Annotated in this window: 10 protein-coding genes and 4 pseudogenes; 5 read left to right on the top strand and 9 right to left on the bottom strand. The window is 57.8% G+C overall.

Annotated elements, in window-relative coordinates; translation table 11 throughout:
• Nucleotides 1-56: 56 nt before the first annotated feature.
• The 4 genes and pseudogenes from ABIB66_RS42260 to ABIB66_RS42245 all read right to left on the bottom strand — a co-directional run.
• Nucleotides 57-537, bottom strand: a pseudogene (locus ABIB66_RS42260) (transposase); the annotation flags it as partial.
• A 123-nt stretch (nt 538-660) separates the two neighbouring features.
• Complete coding sequence (locus ABIB66_RS42255) at nt 661-1,488, bottom strand: acyl-CoA thioesterase (protein WP_354259827.1); 828 nt, start codon at nt 1,486-1,488, stop codon at nt 661-663.
• A gap of 144 nt (nt 1,489-1,632) precedes the next feature.
• A complete protein-coding gene (locus ABIB66_RS42250) occupies nt 1,633-2,562 on the bottom strand; it encodes a TauD/TfdA dioxygenase family protein (RefSeq protein ID WP_354259824.1) in 930 nt (309 codons plus the stop codon).
• Nucleotides 2,563-2,927: 365 nt separating this feature from the next.
• Entirely contained in the window at nt 2,928-4,157 is a 1,230-nt protein-coding gene (locus tag ABIB66_RS42245) for an acyl-CoA dehydrogenase family protein (protein WP_354259821.1), read from the bottom strand.
• 277 nt (nt 4,158-4,434) lie between these two features.
• Here ABIB66_RS42245 and ABIB66_RS42240 point away from each other — a divergent pair.
• Nucleotides 4,435-5,023, top strand: a pseudogene (locus tag ABIB66_RS42240) (transposase); the annotation flags it as partial.
• Nucleotides 5,024-5,231: 208 nt separating this feature from the next.
• On the opposite strand, the gene ABIB66_RS42235 reads toward ABIB66_RS42240, so the two are convergent.
• Both ABIB66_RS42235 and ABIB66_RS42230 read right to left on the bottom strand, forming a co-directional pair.
• Nucleotides 5,232-7,031: a class I adenylate-forming enzyme family protein gene (locus ABIB66_RS42235; protein WP_354259817.1), complete on the bottom strand. Its 1,800-nt coding sequence runs from the start codon at nt 7,029-7,031 to the stop codon at nt 5,232-5,234.
• Nucleotides 7,032-7,504: 473 nt separating this feature from the next.
• Nucleotides 7,505-7,802 (bottom strand): annotated as a pseudogene (locus ABIB66_RS42230) (transposase); the annotation flags it as partial.
• A gap of 353 nt (nt 7,803-8,155) precedes the next feature.
• Here ABIB66_RS42230 and ABIB66_RS42225 point away from each other — a divergent pair.
• Both ABIB66_RS42225 and ABIB66_RS42220 read left to right on the top strand, forming a co-directional pair.
• Nucleotides 8,156-8,785 (top strand): M24 family metallopeptidase, encoded by a 630-nt coding sequence (locus ABIB66_RS42225; protein ID WP_354259814.1) that lies wholly within the window; start codon nt 8,156-8,158, stop codon nt 8,783-8,785.
• Between the two features lie 549 nt (nt 8,786-9,334).
• Nucleotides 9,335-9,571: an IS4/Tn5 family transposase DNA-binding protein gene (locus ABIB66_RS42220; RefSeq protein WP_354259811.1), complete on the top strand. Its 237-nt coding sequence runs from the start codon at nt 9,335-9,337 to the stop codon at nt 9,569-9,571.
• Between the two features lie 442 nt (nt 9,572-10,013).
• Here the strand turns inward: ABIB66_RS42220 and ABIB66_RS42215 are convergent, their stop codons facing one another.
• Nucleotides 10,014-10,145, bottom strand: coding sequence for a hypothetical protein (locus tag ABIB66_RS42215; protein ID WP_354259808.1), 132 nt, complete (start codon nt 10,143-10,145; stop codon nt 10,014-10,016).
• Nucleotides 10,146-10,794: 649 nt separating this feature from the next.
• Here ABIB66_RS42215 and ABIB66_RS42210 point away from each other — a divergent pair.
• Nucleotides 10,795-12,597 carry an ABC transporter ATP-binding protein gene (locus ABIB66_RS42210; RefSeq protein WP_354259805.1) on the top strand — a complete coding sequence of 601 codons (1,803 nt, stop codon included), beginning with the start codon at nt 10,795-10,797 and terminating at the stop codon, nt 12,595-12,597.
• 20 nt (nt 12,598-12,617) lie between these two features.
• A pseudogene (locus ABIB66_RS42205) lies at nt 12,618-12,819 on the top strand (IS701 family transposase); the annotation flags it as partial.
• 40 nt (nt 12,820-12,859) lie between these two features.
• Here the strand turns inward: ABIB66_RS42205 and dctA are convergent.
• Together dctA and ABIB66_RS42195 are read right to left on the bottom strand one after the other, a co-directional pair.
• Complete coding sequence (dctA, locus tag ABIB66_RS42200; protein WP_354259836.1) at nt 12,860-14,155, bottom strand: C4-dicarboxylate transporter DctA; 1,296 nt, start codon at nt 14,153-14,155, stop codon at nt 12,860-12,862.
• A gap of 540 nt (nt 14,156-14,695) precedes the next feature.
• Nucleotides 14,696-15,910, bottom strand: coding sequence for a TlpA disulfide reductase family protein (locus tag ABIB66_RS42195; RefSeq protein ID WP_354259802.1), 1,215 nt, complete (start codon nt 15,908-15,910; stop codon nt 14,696-14,698).
• Nucleotides 15,911-16,477: the final 567 nt, after the last annotated feature.

Below are 16,477 nucleotides of genomic sequence, written 5' to 3'. Positions count from 1 at the left end.
TCTACCCGCATCTACCGACCTTAAGGCTAGCCTTAAAGCTAGATCCTCGTCGGATACCTGCAACTCAACAAGGCGGCCCACCCCGGAGGAATACCAATCAGGGTGGCATCGACCGAGAAGTGATCGTTCGACAGCAGCATCTTCACCTTGGGCTGCGCCAGCACAGCCGCCAGGAACTTAGCCGCGATGTCGCCTTCGAGCAGCCGGTCGCGGTTCTCCGAGAACACCGAATAGTCCCAAGCTGCGTCGTCGACGCCGATTCCGACGAACCAGCGGAACAGCAGATCGTATTCCAGCCGCTCCATCAGAGGTCGCTCCGAGCGGATCGAGTAAAACGCCTGCAACAGCATCGCCTATAGCAGCTTCTCCTGCGGGATCGACGGCCGCCCAATCGGCGATTAGAGCGCGGCAAACTCGCGCTCCAGCGCCGACAACGCCTCGTTCACAATCGTCCGGATCGCCCGCAGCGGATGATCACGCCGCACCCCGCGCCTCCAGGTCAACGTAGCTAAATAGCTCGCCCCGCGCACGCCCCAGCTCCGAATCTCGTCGGAGCCAGGTCGCTGGTCGGCGACGAGTTCCTTTTTCAACAGCCTGCTAGCTAGGCGGAGTTGCATGATGCGGCCGTGCCCAATAGTAGCCCTTGTGCTGCGATAAAGCTCAGCATCGCTTGCGTATTGAGCCCTCCTGGGCGACCGATGCAACCAGCGTCCCGTCCGATCTGAAAATCAATCCCCGTGCGAGGCCGCGCCCAGCCTGTGCGCTCGGCGAGTCGTGTGCATAAAGCACCCATTGGTCCACCCGAACGGGGCGATGAAACCACATCGCGTGATCGAGGCTGGCTGTCATTACGCGCTTGTCGAAGGGCGCGCGACCATAGCGCGCCATCACCGCATCCAGCAGCGAGTAATCGGAGATATAAGCGAGTGCGCAGATATGTAGTGCCGGATCATCGGGCAGCTTCGTGGCAGCTCTGATCCACACGTGAACGCGGCCATCTTCAATCTTCTGGCCTACATACCGTCCGCTCTCCACCACGCGCAAATCAATGGCATAATTGCTGCGGATGAATTCCGGCGCTTCCGGGATCATCGTCCCCTTCGCCAGTTCCTCCACCGTAAGCGTTTCGGCCGGTGGCACTTGCGGCATCCAATGCTGATGGTCGAAAGTGCTCTGCTCTTCGAGATGAAACGAGACGACAATGCAGAGAATTGCTTTGCCATGCTGGGTGGCGGTGATGCGCCGTGTCGAATAACTCCTAGCATCACGGAGCCTTTCGACTTGGTAGATAATCGGCACCCGCGGATAGCCGGGGAGGATGAAATAGGAATGCAGCGAGTGCGGCAGCTTCCCCACGACGGTGCGGCATCCCGCAACCATAGCCTGACCGATCACGTGCCCGCCATACAAGCTGGTAGGCGGGCCGCCACCGCGAAATCGATTCGCCTCGATTGCTTCGAGGTCGAGAACTGCCAGGAGGTCAAGCAATGGTTCCGGTCCTTCAACAAAGCTAACCGAAGTGCCTCATGTCGCTCCCACGAAACATCGGCATTTTGACAATTTAGCCCAAGTCGATCTTGAGCCCTGCCATGTCGACTGTTTTTCCGAAGCTAGGTAGTCGCTCGTGGCACCTTAGTTGACGTCGGCAGTCGGTTGCGTGCTTTTCTGGACCCGCGTTACGCTGCAGCGCCCGTCGACGCTTACAGGCACCTCGCCATCGATGCTAGCGCGACGCACGACGCGATGCTCGTTGCCATAGTCGTTAACAGCATAGTGCTGCGTGGCTCGGTTGTCCCAGATGGCAACATCGCCCTGCTTCCAGCTCCAGCGAACGGTGTTTTCGGGCGCAGTTATATGCGATTGAAAAATATCGAACAGCCTCTGGCCATCATGCTTTGGAATACCGACAAAACGACGGACCAAGTCACCAAGCACTAGCGCGCGCTCGCCAGTCTCCGGGTGCACGCGCACAACTGGATGCTCCGTCTCAAAGATGGTTCTAGTGTAGATCTCGTCAAAATGCTTTTTGTCCGCTTCGCTGGCGCGTGGCATTACCGCATAGTCATAAGCATTGCTGTGAACGGCCCAGAGCTCGTCGGCAAGCCGCTGCAGCGCTCCCGGCAGATCGAGGTAGGCCGTCGTAGTGTTCGACCAGATAGTGTCCCCGCCGAATGGCGGAATCACCACGCCTCGCAATACCAAGATCTTGGGATATGCCTCGACGAACGTGATATCGGTGTGCCAAAAATCGGCCCTGCTGCCGCCATGGACCGAATTGAGCTCAATTATAGATGTCGTTCCCTTCGTTATATTCATCGTCGGATGTGGCGAAAGCCTTCCCAGGCGAATAGCGAACTGCTCCTGCCCGGCATCATCGAGATGTCCCTGACCGCGGAAGAAGATGACCTTATGCTGAAGCAGCAAGTGTTGGATTGCAGCGATAGTGTCGTCCGGCAAATCGCCAGATAGGTTGATATTCCTGATCTCGGCGCCGATGCGCGCTGCGCGCTTAACGACGTAAGCAGATGGAATCAGGTCAGGGATCAAGACGCCTTCGCTCATGCTGATATTCTCCAGGTTTCAGTTACCTCAACAGAAAACGCTATTTCGTTTATGCTGGCCATCAGGTCCACATGCCCACGAACCAGTTCGTCGAATCGCGCAGACTTGCTCTATGTTCATCTCGCGCGCTTGCTGTGCTTCAGCGACCTTAAAGCGATCAGAACGCCACAAGTCTCCAGCGCAACAGAGCGTGGTACTCCGTGGATATGCGTTCTACCGCCGCAACAGGACTGATGTATCGAAAACAATGCTGCCTCAACGCCCTGGGTTTGCCGAACACTCGAAGGCTGGACAGCTGTGGTCACACCACTCCTTAAGGATTGCCCACATTCTCTGGATTTTCAAAGAATCATTACTCATTCTCCTCACGTTGCGGCTGCATACTTCCGCAACTCAAGCTTAGCTATGGCGCGGCAGTGCACTTCATCCGGCCCATCTGCCAGACGCATTGTGCGTGCCACAGCATAGTCCCGCGCAAGGCCCGCCTCATCGGACACACCAGCGCCCCCAAACGCCTGGATTGCCTGATCAATAATTTTTAGCGCCATACGCGGCGCAGCTACTTTGATCATAGCAATTTCAAGTTGCGCGCTCTTGTTGCCGACCTTGTCCATCATGTCGGCGGCCTTCAGGCACAGGAGCCTGGTCATCTCAATATCGATGCGGGCGTCCGCTATGCGTTGTTCCCAGACTGAGTGCTCGACAATCTTCTTGCCGAACGCGGTGCGCGAATTGAGCCGCTTAACCATCTTTCCCAGCGCCTCCTCGGCCTTTCCGATCGTTCTCATACAGTGATGGATGCGACCGGGGCCGAGTCTTCCTTGGGCAATCTCAAAACCCCTGCCCTCGCCCAGCAGCAGATTGCTTGTCGGAACCCGCACATCGTCAAGCAGAACTTGGCCGTGTCCCTGCGGCGCATCGTCATATCCTAGCACCGGCAGCATCCTCTCGACCTTAATGCCAGGCGTGTCCAAAGGCACAAGAATCTGTGACTGCTGCTGGTATCGAGGCGCTTTGAAATCGGTCTTGCCCATCACGATCGCAATTTTGCAACGAGGATCGCCAATGCCAGACGACCACCATTTGCGGCCATTGATCACGAAATAATCACCATCGCGCTCGATCCTGGTTTCGATGTTGCTGGCGTCCGATGAGGCGACCGCGGGCTCGGTCATCAGGAAAGCAGAGCGGATCTCAGCGTTCATCAGAGGCGTCAGCCACCGCCGCTTTTGCTCCTCGCTTCCGTAGCGGATCAACACTTCCATGTTTCCGGTATCAGGTGCGGAGCAGTTAAAAACTTCCGATGCCCAGACGATTCGACCCATTTCTTCAGCAAGCGGCGCATATTCTAGATTGCTCAGCCCTGCCCCGCGGAATTTTTGATCCTCTTGCGAGAAGGGCGGTAGAAACATATTCCACAGACCATCGGCTCGCGCTTTCTTCTTGAGGTCCTCCACTACCGGGATCACTTTCCAGCGATCGCCCTCCGCTTCTTGCTGATCGTAAACGGAGAGGGCTGGCCGAATGTGTTTCGTTATGAACGACCGGACGCGCTCGAGCCATTCCTCCTGCTGAGTCGACATTGTAAAATCCAAGAAACACTCCTTGAGTTTCCGTTAAAACACTGGATATTGCTGCGATGGTCTTGTCGGAAGAGTGCATTTTCGCGGCCACGGACGTAAACGGCGCGTCGTGTTTAAGTTCACGATCTCCCGTATTCAGAAGGAATCTCATATGGACGTCAGCAGTTCAACTACCAAGATTGGTGGGACCTGTGCTCGATGCTGGTGCGCTCATCGAGGCTTTCAGCAAGCTTAACGAAAGCATGCGCTTGATGAACGCATCGATGCGCGGCTGCACCGATCGGCGATGGGCCAAGCCTGGACTCCTGAGCAGATTGCCCGATGCTTGCCGATGAACTTCCCGGACGACAAGACGATGCGCATCAGCCACGAAGCTATCTATCGAGCTTTCTTCGTTCAGGGCCGTGGGGCGCCGTTCCCCTAGCTGACGGCCTGCTTGAGATCCGGGCGTGTGTTATGGATGCCCAGGGCACGCATACGCAGGCGAGACAACGACTTTATCTCGCCGGAGATCATAATCAGCGAGCGCCCTACTGAAGCTGCCGATCGAGCAGCGCCGCGACATTGGAGGGAGACCTCATCGTCGGTCTTTGCAGCTCGGCAATTGACACGCTGGTCGAGCGCACGACGCGTTTCACGCCGCTATTGAACCTTCCCCGGTTGGCGGGGCATAGCGAAGCTCCGCACGTGAAGAACGGACCTGCGCTCGTGGGACACGGGGCCGAAGCCGTGCGGACGCGATCACGCGCGCCATCATCACCTTGCCCGAAGAACTGCGTCGCTCGCTGACGTGGGATCGGGGAGCCGAAATGGCACAGCACGGTCGTCTCGAGATCGATGCGGGTATCCAGGTCTACTTTCGCGACCCGCAAAGCCCCTCGGGTTACTCTTGACAAAGATTAGGGACACGTCAGAAACGCCTACATGCCAACGAATCCCTCAACCACTTTAATGCCGTTGAGAGGCAGTGATCTGATCAGAGTCGCCGGCGGTAGTGCGATCCTCGTAGCGGCTCTTTTACGTTGTTCGACGTATTGGCCTGAGAACCGCCGCTTGGGCGGCCAGAGCTTGGATGCACGATTGATTTCATCGCCAGCGCTTCTCCTCAGCGTCGTACGCCCCGGCGAACGGATCGTTCACCGCCATTAGCGCGCGTTTGAGCACTTTATTGCTGGCGGTCGTTCTAGGGAGCCTCGAAGTGAAGGCGATGTACCGTGGCACCTTGAACAAGGCGAGGTTGGCACGAGCATGCTCGAGAATGCGTTCTACGGGCAGATCGCTTAGTGCGAGACTTTCTTTCAGCTCTACGTAGATCTTGACCTCCTCGCCGCGCTCGGCATGACGAACGGGCACGGCGGCCACATCCGCAATCTCTGGCATCTCTCGGATAACGGCCTCCACCTCGCGCGCAGCGATGTTGTCCCCCGAACGCCGGATCATGTCCTTGGTGCGTCCTACTAGCCAATAAAAGCCCAATTCGTCGCGCCGCAGCAGGTCACCCGTCTTGAACCAATTGCCTTCAAATAAGGCGGCATTCGCTTTCGGCCTGCTCCAATAGCCCTTGAAGATTCCGCGACCGCTCACCCAAAGTTCGCCGATCTCCCCGACGGGGGTGGGTGAGCCATCATCATTCATGAGTCGCAGGTTCCGAAATGGGGCACGAATTCCCACCGAACCCGAATCGGCCATCTCGTCAAAATCGGTCGGCATTTGTGTGCCAAACCAGATTTCCGTCATCCCAAAGGCATCCTGCGTTGGGACTCGAAACCGCCTCCGGAATTTGCGTACCGTATCAGGACTGAAGCCCCAGGTCAGGGTCTGTTTTAGGCATGTTTCTCCTTGTTCCTCGGCGAACTCGGCGTGTCGTGCTACTAGCTCCGGAAAATAGCACCATTCTATCCGGTGCTGCCTCACCCAATCCATGAAGCGTGTCGGGCTCAAGGAACCAGCGAGGTAGAGAGTGCCACCGTTTCGATAGGACTTCAGTAGATATTGTTTAGCATCCCCATAGGAGAAGGAATTCGTAGACAGGTATCTCTGGTATGGCTGCCCGTCCCCGCACACTCCCTGGTACGAGCTCACACCCCAGTAATCGTGCGTCAACATACAGCCCTTTGGAAAGCCTGTCGTCCCCGATGTAAATTGAATGTCCAAAAGGTCGTCGGATCGAATATCCTCCTCCACCAGAGAGTCGTCGACACCCTTTAGCAATCGATCGAGGGTAGTGGCTGTCGGGTCGGAGGGCTGCCCAACCAGAAACATTCGGTCAGTACCTAGGTCTAGCGGCCAAGGCTCCATCGCCGAAAACACTGGCCACGCGGTCTCGTCGACGGCGGCGAACTTAGCTTTTGTATCGCTGAGCACATCTGCGATCTCCCGCGGCGTGTAGCGTATGTCGATCGGAACCATCACCGCACCGAGCTTGGCGATCGCGAACCATAGGATCGGGTATTCGATCCGATTGGTTAGCATCACGCCGATACGATCACTCTTTCGTACGCCGAACGAACGCAGCGCATGTGCATATTTGTTCGAGGCGCGCTCGATCTCGGAGTAGGTCGCGCGCTCGCCGCGCTCGAAGACGTCAATTGCGGTCGATGAGCCATGGGTTCTCGCCCGCTCTGAAACCAGCTGCCCGACCGTGACCGTCTCGTACGCCGATTCCAGCGCCTCGATTCTAGCCAACGCAGCTGCGACACGCTCTCGCAGTTGGTTTTGTCTGTTTTTTGTTGGGATTGTCATGGGTAATCTCGATGATCTGAGGACAAGTGGAAGCTCACCAAAGCGCATGCTTTGCAATCGGCAACTCACGCTGAAATTGCCGCTGTGATCAGCACGCGCGAAACGAATTAATGCCGTATCAGAGACGCGACCGTCGAGAAACATCGGGCGTACACAACTTGGACTGGGTGCGCCACGTGTCAAAACGTCCGATCGGGACCTTAGCAATTCTGTTGGGAAGGGGTTTGATCGAAAGACGCGAGAAACGTACAACGTGTATGGCTGCCATTGCTAGACCTCATGCAGACGTGAGCTGGGTGATAGACTATGCGGCGACTTCTGCATCATTAACGAGAGCCGAGACACTACCTAGGTTAGCGGGTTGCCACCTCTAGGCGGCACGGCCTCGTCCACCGTCACCGCCAGCGCTGCCTCCTCCGTCCATCATTGGCAGGAGGGTCTGGGCTATGCCAATTTTTGTGATCTTCCTAATTGGGATCGACGCCGGAACGGCGCCACCACTCTCAGGTCCGCAAGAGCCCATGGAGCATGTTTTTTTAACGGGAATAGTGCCTCCAATAAGCTGACGGCCGCTACCCTCCCACCCGCAGAGGGTAGCACAAGGTTGTTTCTACCCCGCGCAGGCGCGCCACGGCGCCTTTTAGAAAATCCCGCTCGGCTACCCTCAGCTTGACGACCTAACGGCGCAGCCGCTCGATGTCTGCTGCTCCGGCTTCATCTGCCCGTGGCCGGGAAACGCTTGTCCCGGGTCGGAGCCGACGTCCTTCGCCATTTGCGTAGAATATTCTCATGAACGTCTAGGTCACGGCCGGCTTGTGCCAACACCCCACGCTCCCGGTCCAGTTTGATCGCTTCGACCTTAAACTCGCGACTGAACTTCCGTCTCTTTCGTCCACCTCCGGCTTCATGAAACACTTAATCTCGGTCTCCATCAAACCGGCAGCCGCTCCGTCCGGCCGCCCACCTCAACAATCGCAGGATCTAAGGGCCTACTCCGGCCGACAACCCGACGAGGGCGCGGAAAGGTGTGGAACAACGGAAGTTGTAACGACCTCCATGTCCGCTCCCTGCCACAACCCCAGCGCCCTCAAACGGATTCTGATTGGCACATTCCATGAGCCATCAATGCTTAAGTGCCCAGGCGACGAGGTGGTCACGTCGCGCAGAAATTAAGCTCTGATGCGCTGAGACAAAACGGCCATGCGCGCATGTAGGGCCGATCCACGATCTACCCAAACCATCACGATGTCACATAAGGAGTTGAAATCATGGCAATGCCGAAAGCCTCGCAATCGTTCCCGCGTTCTGAATATCTGAGAAGATTGACTGCTGTTAAATCGGAGATGAAGCGCAGAGAGGTTGAAGTCCTGGTGGTCACCACACCAGCCAACACCACATATCTCTCCGGATACACATCAAAATCCGGGTATGCCCCTCAGGGCCTGATCGTCTCGCTCGCAGATGAGGAGCCGACCTTCATTACACGCCGTATGGACGGATCAGCGGCAATTCATCAGATGTTTATCGATCGTGGCAACGTGATTAGCTACCCAGAAGCCCTCATCGCCAATCCCGAGCGGGACGGATATGATGCGATTACTGAGGACGTCTTCCAAAAGGGGTCCCAAATTAATCTCGAACTTAGTGGCGCCCGACACGGCTATACTTCCCCATTGATGCGCACATTTTCACTTGGCAAAGCGTCAGACCATATCCGGCGGCTGCATGAAGGAGAGGTCGCCGGTTTGGAGGCCGCACTTGCCGCCGCCAAGACCGGAACGACCTGCAGCGATGTCGCAGTAGCTTCAATACCACACTTAAAAAACATGGTTTTGAGAAAAACTCGCGATGTGGCTACGCTGTCGGTATCGATTGGACAGAACCGACCGCCAGCCTGAAGGAGGGTGATGTGACGGTCCTAAAGCCGAATATGACCTTTCACCTCATGCTTGGAAACTGGATCGACGAAGATGCGTAACTGACGCTGGCGGCGAAAAAAGCTTTCACGCGAGCTGTTCGTGAACTGATCCGTAAGCGCCATAGCGACAGCTATCGGCCTGCAGGCGCTGCAATCCGGCGCCCTTCGGTTTTGCTTAGAGCCAACTCAACGAGACAGCAGATAGAGCGTACCCTTCGTCGCAAACATTCAATATTCGTCGTCGAGCATCATGGCCATCAGAGAGCTAAGCGGCACAAGCTGGTGAAACTCTAATACAACAGGCGCTCGTCTGCCAACGCTTGGCGCACGGCGTTGGCATTGAGTCAATTTGCTGAGGCGCGCAGAAGCGCTGGCGTTGTCTGGGTGGCTACAATCAGGTTGGTAAGCATCCGGCGTTGCTTTCAATTGCCCACATTTAGTCGAACGGCTGAGGGAGCGCACAAACCATAGCATCGCAGGAATTGACCGTGATTCCTTGTCTGGCACTGATCCGCATTGGGCGGCGCCAATGGACGAAGAAGCCGGCGCAAGGTTCGATCGCGAGCTCGCTGGTTGCAGCCTTGCCTGCGAGCGCCTGAACAAGCGGCTCCGCAAACTGGTAGAACAGCTTGGGAGCGCCATGGGCGGAAGTATTCCGCTGGTGTGCCAGGACCAGGCCAACGACAAGGCTGCGCATCCTTTTTTTGCTCCAACGACCATGTCAGTAAGGCGGATTTCTGGCCTGCCACTTTCAAGCGACGGGTGAGCGCACGATTGCCACCGACGGTTCTAATGCTCCATGACGACCGAGTTCAGCTATCAAAGTGAGAACTCAGACCCGATCGGGATCACCAAGAGCATAGGCAGCGGCCGGGACAAGGCGGGCTGCCTGAGATCGCACACGGTTTGCGGCATCCTGATGCACTCGAGCCTGGCGGTGAGACCGAAGTGCTGCCGCTCGGACTGACGGCCGTCAAATTTTGGACCCGGAAGAAATTCAAGGGGACCGCCGCGCTTAAGAAGAAGATCAATGGGACGCGCGTTCTTATCGAGGAGAGCATTCGCTGGCTAGACAATGTCCGGCAATCCACGGAGCTGCTGGGAGATCCGGGACGATGCGTTCATGTCGGTGATCGCGAGAGCGACATCTATGAGCTGTTCTGCACGGCTCGAGAAGCTGGAACACATTTCGTGATTAGGACTTGCGATCACCGTTTGCTGGCGAGGCAGATCACACGATCGTCGACAAAATGGGCGAGGTCGCCATCTAAAGACTGCATTGCATCGATGTCCGAAACAACAACGGTGATCGCGATGAAACCGGCCTCGAGATCAGACATAGCAAGCTTCGCGTCTTGTCAGCGATCGAAAGCAGAAGGCGTTATCCCGCGCTGAACTTGACGGTGATCCATGCCGAAGAGTGCTGGTTTGCGGTGCCGGCTACTGCGGTGCTGCATGGCAAGAGATCGCAAGACTGCTCCGGAGAGTTTTACTGGGCCTGCGACAACAGCGCCGCCAATGAGGTCACGACGTTGCTAAGTACTTTGCCGCGCACCCGAAGGACGAGCCACGACTTGAACCGCCTTTGCCAGACGGTCCATACGAGGGCCATTCGTGCGCTTTTCGCGGCCAACCGGGTCCAAATCGAACTGCGATTGTCGGCTTCTTGGATTACGACGGCACCTTTATCGCATCTGATGCCGAGTGTCGGATCCGCGACCAGGTTATCGGGTATACGACACGACCGTTCGAAACGGTCCCACAAATCAAGCTATTGCGACTGGCACGAGCATTGAAGGGGAGCTGTGGTTCAGCAGCGGTTGCTCAAGGACCCTTAACGATGGCCTACAAGATTATGGCATTCCATGTTTTCGAACGGGGCTACAAATCAACAATTCAGCGGTCAGCGCGACGAATTTGGCGACTTAGACGGTGCTCTAGTTTCCACCCGGGAGCAGCTCCCTACGTCAGAAGCGGCCAGATCACGCGATGACCCTTCTGTCAAAAAAGTCCGCCGCGATTCGCGTGGTTCTGCCCTTCGTATTCCGGCACTGGCTGAAGCAGCCCGGGCGCGCCATTGTCGTGGCCGGCGGTCTGCTAGGCGCCACCATCGCCGACCTGTTCATGCCGGTGTTTTCAGGACATCTGATCGATGCCCTGACGCACGGTCCGTCCGACCCCGCTGCGCGTCATGCGGCTCTAGTGGCGTTGGGCGGCATTGTGGCGCTGGGCGCGGCCTCGATGGTGCTGCGGCTAACTGGCCTGCAGGCCATCGTGCCGTTCTTGCTGAGGATCATGTCCGACGTCGCGCAGGACGCTTTCACGCACGTGCAGCGCTTCTCGACCGAATGGCACGCCAATTCTTTTGCGGGCTCGACCGTGCGCAAGATCACGCGTGGCATGTGGGCGCTTGACCTCTTGAACGACACCATCCTGCTGGCGCTGGCACCCGCGCTGTTCGTGCTGATCGGATCGATGATCTTGCTCGGGGCGCACTGGGCCTCGCTTGGCGCGATGATCGCGCTCGGCGCGCTGGCCTATGTCATCATGACGGTACTGTTCTCGACGCGCTACATCGCGCCGGCCGCGCGCATTTCCAATTCCTGGGACACCAAAGTCGGCGGCACCCTGGCGGACGCGCTGACATGTAATGCTGTGGTGAAATCCTTCGGCGCCGAAGACCGTGAGGATGCGCGGCTCGCCCGCGTCATCAAGCGCTGGCGCGTGCGGGAGCGGCGGACCTGGCTGCGCTACAACTACACTGCCATGACGCAGCTCTCGCTGTTGTTATGCCTGCGGGGGTCGGTGATCGGCGGATCGGTGCTGCTGTGGATGTCCGGGCATGCCTCGCCCGGCGACGTCACCTATGTGCTGACCAGCTACTACGTCATCCACGCTTACTTGCGCGACATCGGCATGCACATCAACAACCTGCAGCGCTCGGTCAACGACATGGAGGAGCTGGTGGCGATCCATGCCGAGCCGATCGGCATCGCCGACGCCGCCGGGGCGCGCCCGATCGCGATCGCGGGCGGCGAGATCCTGTTCGACGACGTCACATTCCACTATGGCGGCCATCGCGCGCCGCTCTGCGACGGACTGTCGGTGAATATCCGCGCCGGCGAGCGGGTCGGCCTCGTCGGCCGCTCCGGCTCCGGCAAGACGACTTTCGTCAAGCTGGTGCAGCGGCTCTATGACGTCACCGACGGCAGCATCCTGATCGACGGGCAGGACATCGCGAAAGCCACGCAGCAATCGCTGCGCAGCCAGATCGCGATCGTGCAGCAGGATCCGATCCTGTTTCACCGCTCGCTCGCCGAGAACATCTCCTATGGCCGGCCCGGTGCCAGCCTGGAGGCGATCGAGCAGGCGGCGCGGCTCGCCAATGCGCACGACTTCATCCTGCGTCTGCCGAAGGGCTACGGCACGCTGGTCGGCGAGCGCGGCGTCAAGCTGTCGGGCGGTGAGCGGCAGCGTGTGGCGCTGGCGCGCGCCTTCCTGGCCGATGCGCCGGTGCTGATCCTGGACGAGGCGACGTCGAGTCTCGATTCTGAGTCGGAGGCGCTGATCCAGCAAGCGATGGAACGGCTGATGAAAGGCCGCACATCGATCGTGATCGCGCACCGGCTCTCGACGGTACGCAGCCTCGATCGCATCCTGGTGTTCGATCGCGGCGACATCGTCGAGCAGGGCACCCATGCCGTGCTCGCGGCAAGGCCCGGCGGCATCTATCGAAGGCTGTTCGAGCGCCAGGCGGCTCAATTGGACCGCATAATCTCGACCGTGGACTAGCGGGGTGCACGTGTTATAGCATTATAGTCGCCTCTATGGAACCTTCTGCGCAAGAGCCATGTGCGACGAATGCAGGCCAGTTCCTGGAAGGCCTGCTCGGAGATGACCCCGCAACACCGGTTGGATGCGGGCAGAGGCTGCTGGCGATCCCTGCCCACGGCGGCAGCAAGCACTTTTGGGACATGGGGATTGAGGGCTAATGCGCCACGCGATATCGTGCGGCGACTATGTCGAGCAATTGGGCCGAGCTGAGCTCGCACTTCTACTTGAGCTGCGCGTGTAGTGAGTCATGATCGAGTTCGCCTTCCCACCAGGATACAAACACCGCGGCAATGCCGTTCCCGATAATGTTCGTAAGCGCGCGCACCTCGCTCATGAACTTATCGATCGAGAATACGATCGCAATGCCCGGCACAAGCTCAGGACTGACCACCGTCAACGTGGCGGCGAGGGTGACGAAACCAGCACCAGTAACACCGCTTGCGCCCTTCGAGGTGAGCATCGCCACAACCAGTATGGTGAGCTGCTGGCCGAAGTTGAGATCGACCCCGAGCGCCTGTGCGATGAACAAGGTCGCCAACGTCATATAAATGTTGGTCCCATCCAAATTGAAAGAGTATCCGGTCGGCACCACTAGGCCCACGACCGGCTTGGAACAGCCCAGCCGTTCGAGCTTTTCCATCAACTGCGGCAGCGCGCTTTCGGACGACGACGTTCCGAGCACGATCAGCAGCTCATCCTTAATGTAGACGATGAACTTTAGGATAGAAAAGCCGACCAAGCGCGCGATCAGGCCAAGCACAATAATCACGAAGAGCCCGGCTGTCACATAGAACAGCGCAACTAATCCGATGAGTTTACCGAGCGCGGAGGGTCCGAATTCGCCGATGGTGTAGGCCATCGCGCCGAACGCTCCGATCGGCGCGGCCTTCATCACGATTCTAATGACGCCAAACACCGCGTGCGCAGCATCGTCAACCAGACCGCGCATCCGCTCACCCCGCTCGCCAAGCGCCATGAGCGAGAACCCGAATAGAATGGCAAACAGCAGCACCTGTAGCACGTCGCCTCGCGCCAAGGCGCCAACCACGCTATCAGGAATGATATTGAGGAGGAAATCGACCGCCTTCTGCCCTTCCGCCCTTTTGACGTAATTGGCTACCGCCGCGGCATCAGCCTTGGGAGCGAGCCCATGACCGGCCTGAACTAGATTGCCCATCACGAGACCCAACACGAGCGCGAAAGTTGACACGATCTCGAAGTAAAGTAGCGCCTTGATGCCGACTCGGCCGACCTTTCGTGCATCCTGAACATGCGCAATTCCGGACACAACAGTGCAGAAAATTATCGGTGCAATCACCATTTTGATCAGCTTGATGAAACCGTCACCAAGCGCTTTGACCCAGCTGCTCGTCCCCACGGCAGGCCACAACCAGCCAACGAGAATGCCAATTAGGATCGCGATGAGTACCTGGATGTAAAGAACTTTGTACCAGGGGCAAGATGGCTGGAACAGAGCGGCGGCTTTGACAGAGCGGCGCTGGCGGTGAGTGTACATCATGCTCGACCCGCTGCCGTGGCACCAAAGAGGGGTGACAATGAAGGTACGGCTTCGCTCAGTGTTCCTTCGGTCCGGGGCGCAGGGGACTCTGACTGCTCCAGATGGCCACTTCCATTGCCGGGGATTGGCGCCTCTCCCGAATCTGCTTGCCGTCTAAACGAAACGAGCTTCTGAATCGCTTCTGAGAGCAGCGATAGGATCTTGAGAAAGCTTCCTTGAGAGCTGTAAAGCATCAGCGTCACCACCCATTTCTATCTTTTTGGTTGTTCAAAGTTGCCAGCCAGCAGCTTCTAAGACGCCAACGTTAGCAGCCGGCGACCATTCTTCACTTCGACAGGCTCTCTCGCCGCTATCGCGCCGGAGCGCGACGACGCTTGAGAAAACATTCGCCATAAAGAACTGTGGTGGAGCGCCCTCGCCTGCGTTCACCAGCTCGCTCCTCCTGCGCTCAATTCATCGAATGCCCCGACATTCACAATAGGCATCGATTTCGATCGCAAAACCACGAGGCTGAAAAGACATCCCAAGCAGCATTGCTCACGCTGCCTCCGTTGGCGATCTCGGTTCCGGTCTTTCGGGAGCCGTGTTTTCCGCCGCTGAACAGCACTCCTCGTATGAGAGCTTCTCACTCCTGTAGCTCGCCAAGGCCTGGAGAGAGCCCTTCACGACGTCCCGTTTCGCTCGATCCGAGGCAGGCGATGCATCCATCCACTGCAGCGCCACCTCGACCAATTCGATCGCGCGAGCGCTTTTACCGGTTTCGTAATAGTACTGAGCGACCGCCCCGTAAGACAGGAACTTCGCGCCCTCGCTACCTTGGGGCGGATTCGCCGCCAGGATGTGTTCGGAGAGGTCCTTGCCCATGGCAAAGCGCTCGGCATCTGGGAAACCGGAGTAGTCTTTCGCGGGGTCGAACAGTTGGCGGATGGCCACGCTCATCCAAACCACCGATTTCTTGTCGATCGCGTCGCGAACCAATTGGCGCAATACCGGCAGGCCGGCCCCCAGGTCACGAATGTTGTGAAGCAACAATTCCGCATGAAGCCCACGGAAGGTGACCTCGTCCGGCATCGAAGCGAGTGCCTCCTCAACCGCTGAAAGGGCTGCCGCCCAATTCTTACTCTTCATGGCGGGATCAAGTCTGGCAAAGATCGGCTCCACCAGCGCTCGCTTCCGCGAGAGTTCGCGCTTTCTGCGTCGGCCCGTGTTTATCCTCTCCGCATCGAGGGCTTTGGCTTCGTCGCTCACTGCCCAGGAGCCGTTCAGAACTTTGGGCAACACGTTATCGAGTTGCGTCGGATGGCCGACAAAGGCCAAGCGGCCGTCACGGTCGACCACGAATGACGTGGGAATCCCGACAGAAAAGCTGGGATCCATCCAAAGCCTGTTCATTTCGCCCGCGTAATCGAATGCGATCGCGTAGTTCAGATTCAGCACGCTCTTCGTCAACCAAGCGTCCAGGCTGGCTCGCGCTTCATTTGCCGTCGAAGCTTGTTCGTGAGCCGCGATGCCGATCACCTCAACTCCATTGTTCCTGTATTTGTCTTGCAGGATCACACAATTCGTCATCGAGGCGATACATGTTCCGGACCACGTCGCCCAAAATTCGACGATGTATACTTTCCCAGGCTCGAACTTTGTAACCGGCCGGCCACGTAGCCAGTCCTCAACTTTGATCAAGGGGGCCCGCGAACCGACGCTCAGCACATTCCCCGCACCGACTTGATTTGCGCTCTCGGTCATACTGGTCATTGCTCAAACTCGCGTTACCTGGCTCTGCCGAGAAAAATAGCAAGTCGCATGCCAGCCAGCGCTCATTGATATTACGCACTTTTCGTATCATTTCTGTCGACCTCGCGACGCATGTCGCATATCCGACCAGCTGTCCGGAGCATCTCGGGCAATCAGTCGGCCAGACGTAAGACCGCGCGCCCGCTGGACCAGCGGATATTTTGAAACAAGCAAATCGTTGCCGCGAGTGGGCTCGCAGCAATCTAAACCAGAGCCCCGGTGGCCTGCATCCAATCAGATCGAATGGCGGCGTGTGTGGCGGAGGCCTGGCCCGGAAATGCTTGATGACGGAATAATTCGACCTGGACAAGCTGCAAGGGGCCGAAGGTTGACAGCCCAACGTGGACCGTTAGCGCGGCTTGAGGCACTCCGCGCAGCGACACTTGGAGCACCACTATATCTGAGCAGCTCACCCGCTCATCGCTATGCTTCGCTGGCGACAAAGCCGATGCCGAGCAACTGATGGTTTTGTTGTCGAGCTCGACATCGACGCGCGTTCGGAATTCCGGATCCGCCTTCCAAAGAGTT

Origin of the sequence: Bradyrhizobium sp. F1.13.3, from assembly GCF_040548265.1 — a bacterium.
Lineage (GTDB): Bacteria > Pseudomonadota > Alphaproteobacteria > Rhizobiales > Xanthobacteraceae > Bradyrhizobium.
Note: the sequence above shows the minus strand (reverse complement) of the source record. Positions and strands in the feature narration are given on the sequence as shown.

Coding starts and splice junctions, on each gene's coding strand:
- ABIB66_RS42250 (WP_354259824.1), bottom strand. CDS start 2,562: ATGAGCGAAGGCGTCTTGATCCCTGACCTGATTCCATCTGCTTACGTC.
- ABIB66_RS42215 (WP_354259808.1), bottom strand. CDS start 10,145: ATGTCTGATCTCGAGGCCGGTTTCATCGCGATCACCGTTGTTGTTTCG.
- ABIB66_RS42220 (WP_354259811.1), top strand. CDS start 9,335: ATGGACGAAGAAGCCGGCGCAAGGTTCGATCGCGAGCTCGCTGGTTGC.
- ABIB66_RS42195 (WP_354259802.1), bottom strand. CDS start 15,910: ATGACCAGTATGACCGAGAGCGCAAATCAAGTCGGTGCGGGGAATGTG.
- ABIB66_RS42210 (WP_354259805.1), top strand. CDS start 10,795: ATGACCCTTCTGTCAAAAAAGTCCGCCGCGATTCGCGTGGTTCTGCCC.
- ABIB66_RS42225 (WP_354259814.1), top strand. CDS start 8,156: ATGGCAATGCCGAAAGCCTCGCAATCGTTCCCGCGTTCTGAATATCTG.
- dctA (WP_354259836.1), bottom strand. CDS start 14,155: ATGTACACTCACCGCCAGCGCCGCTCTGTCAAAGCCGCCGCTCTGTTC.
- ABIB66_RS42235 (WP_354259817.1), bottom strand. CDS start 7,031: ATGTTTCTCGACGGTCGCGTCTCTGATACGGCATTAATTCGTTTCGCG.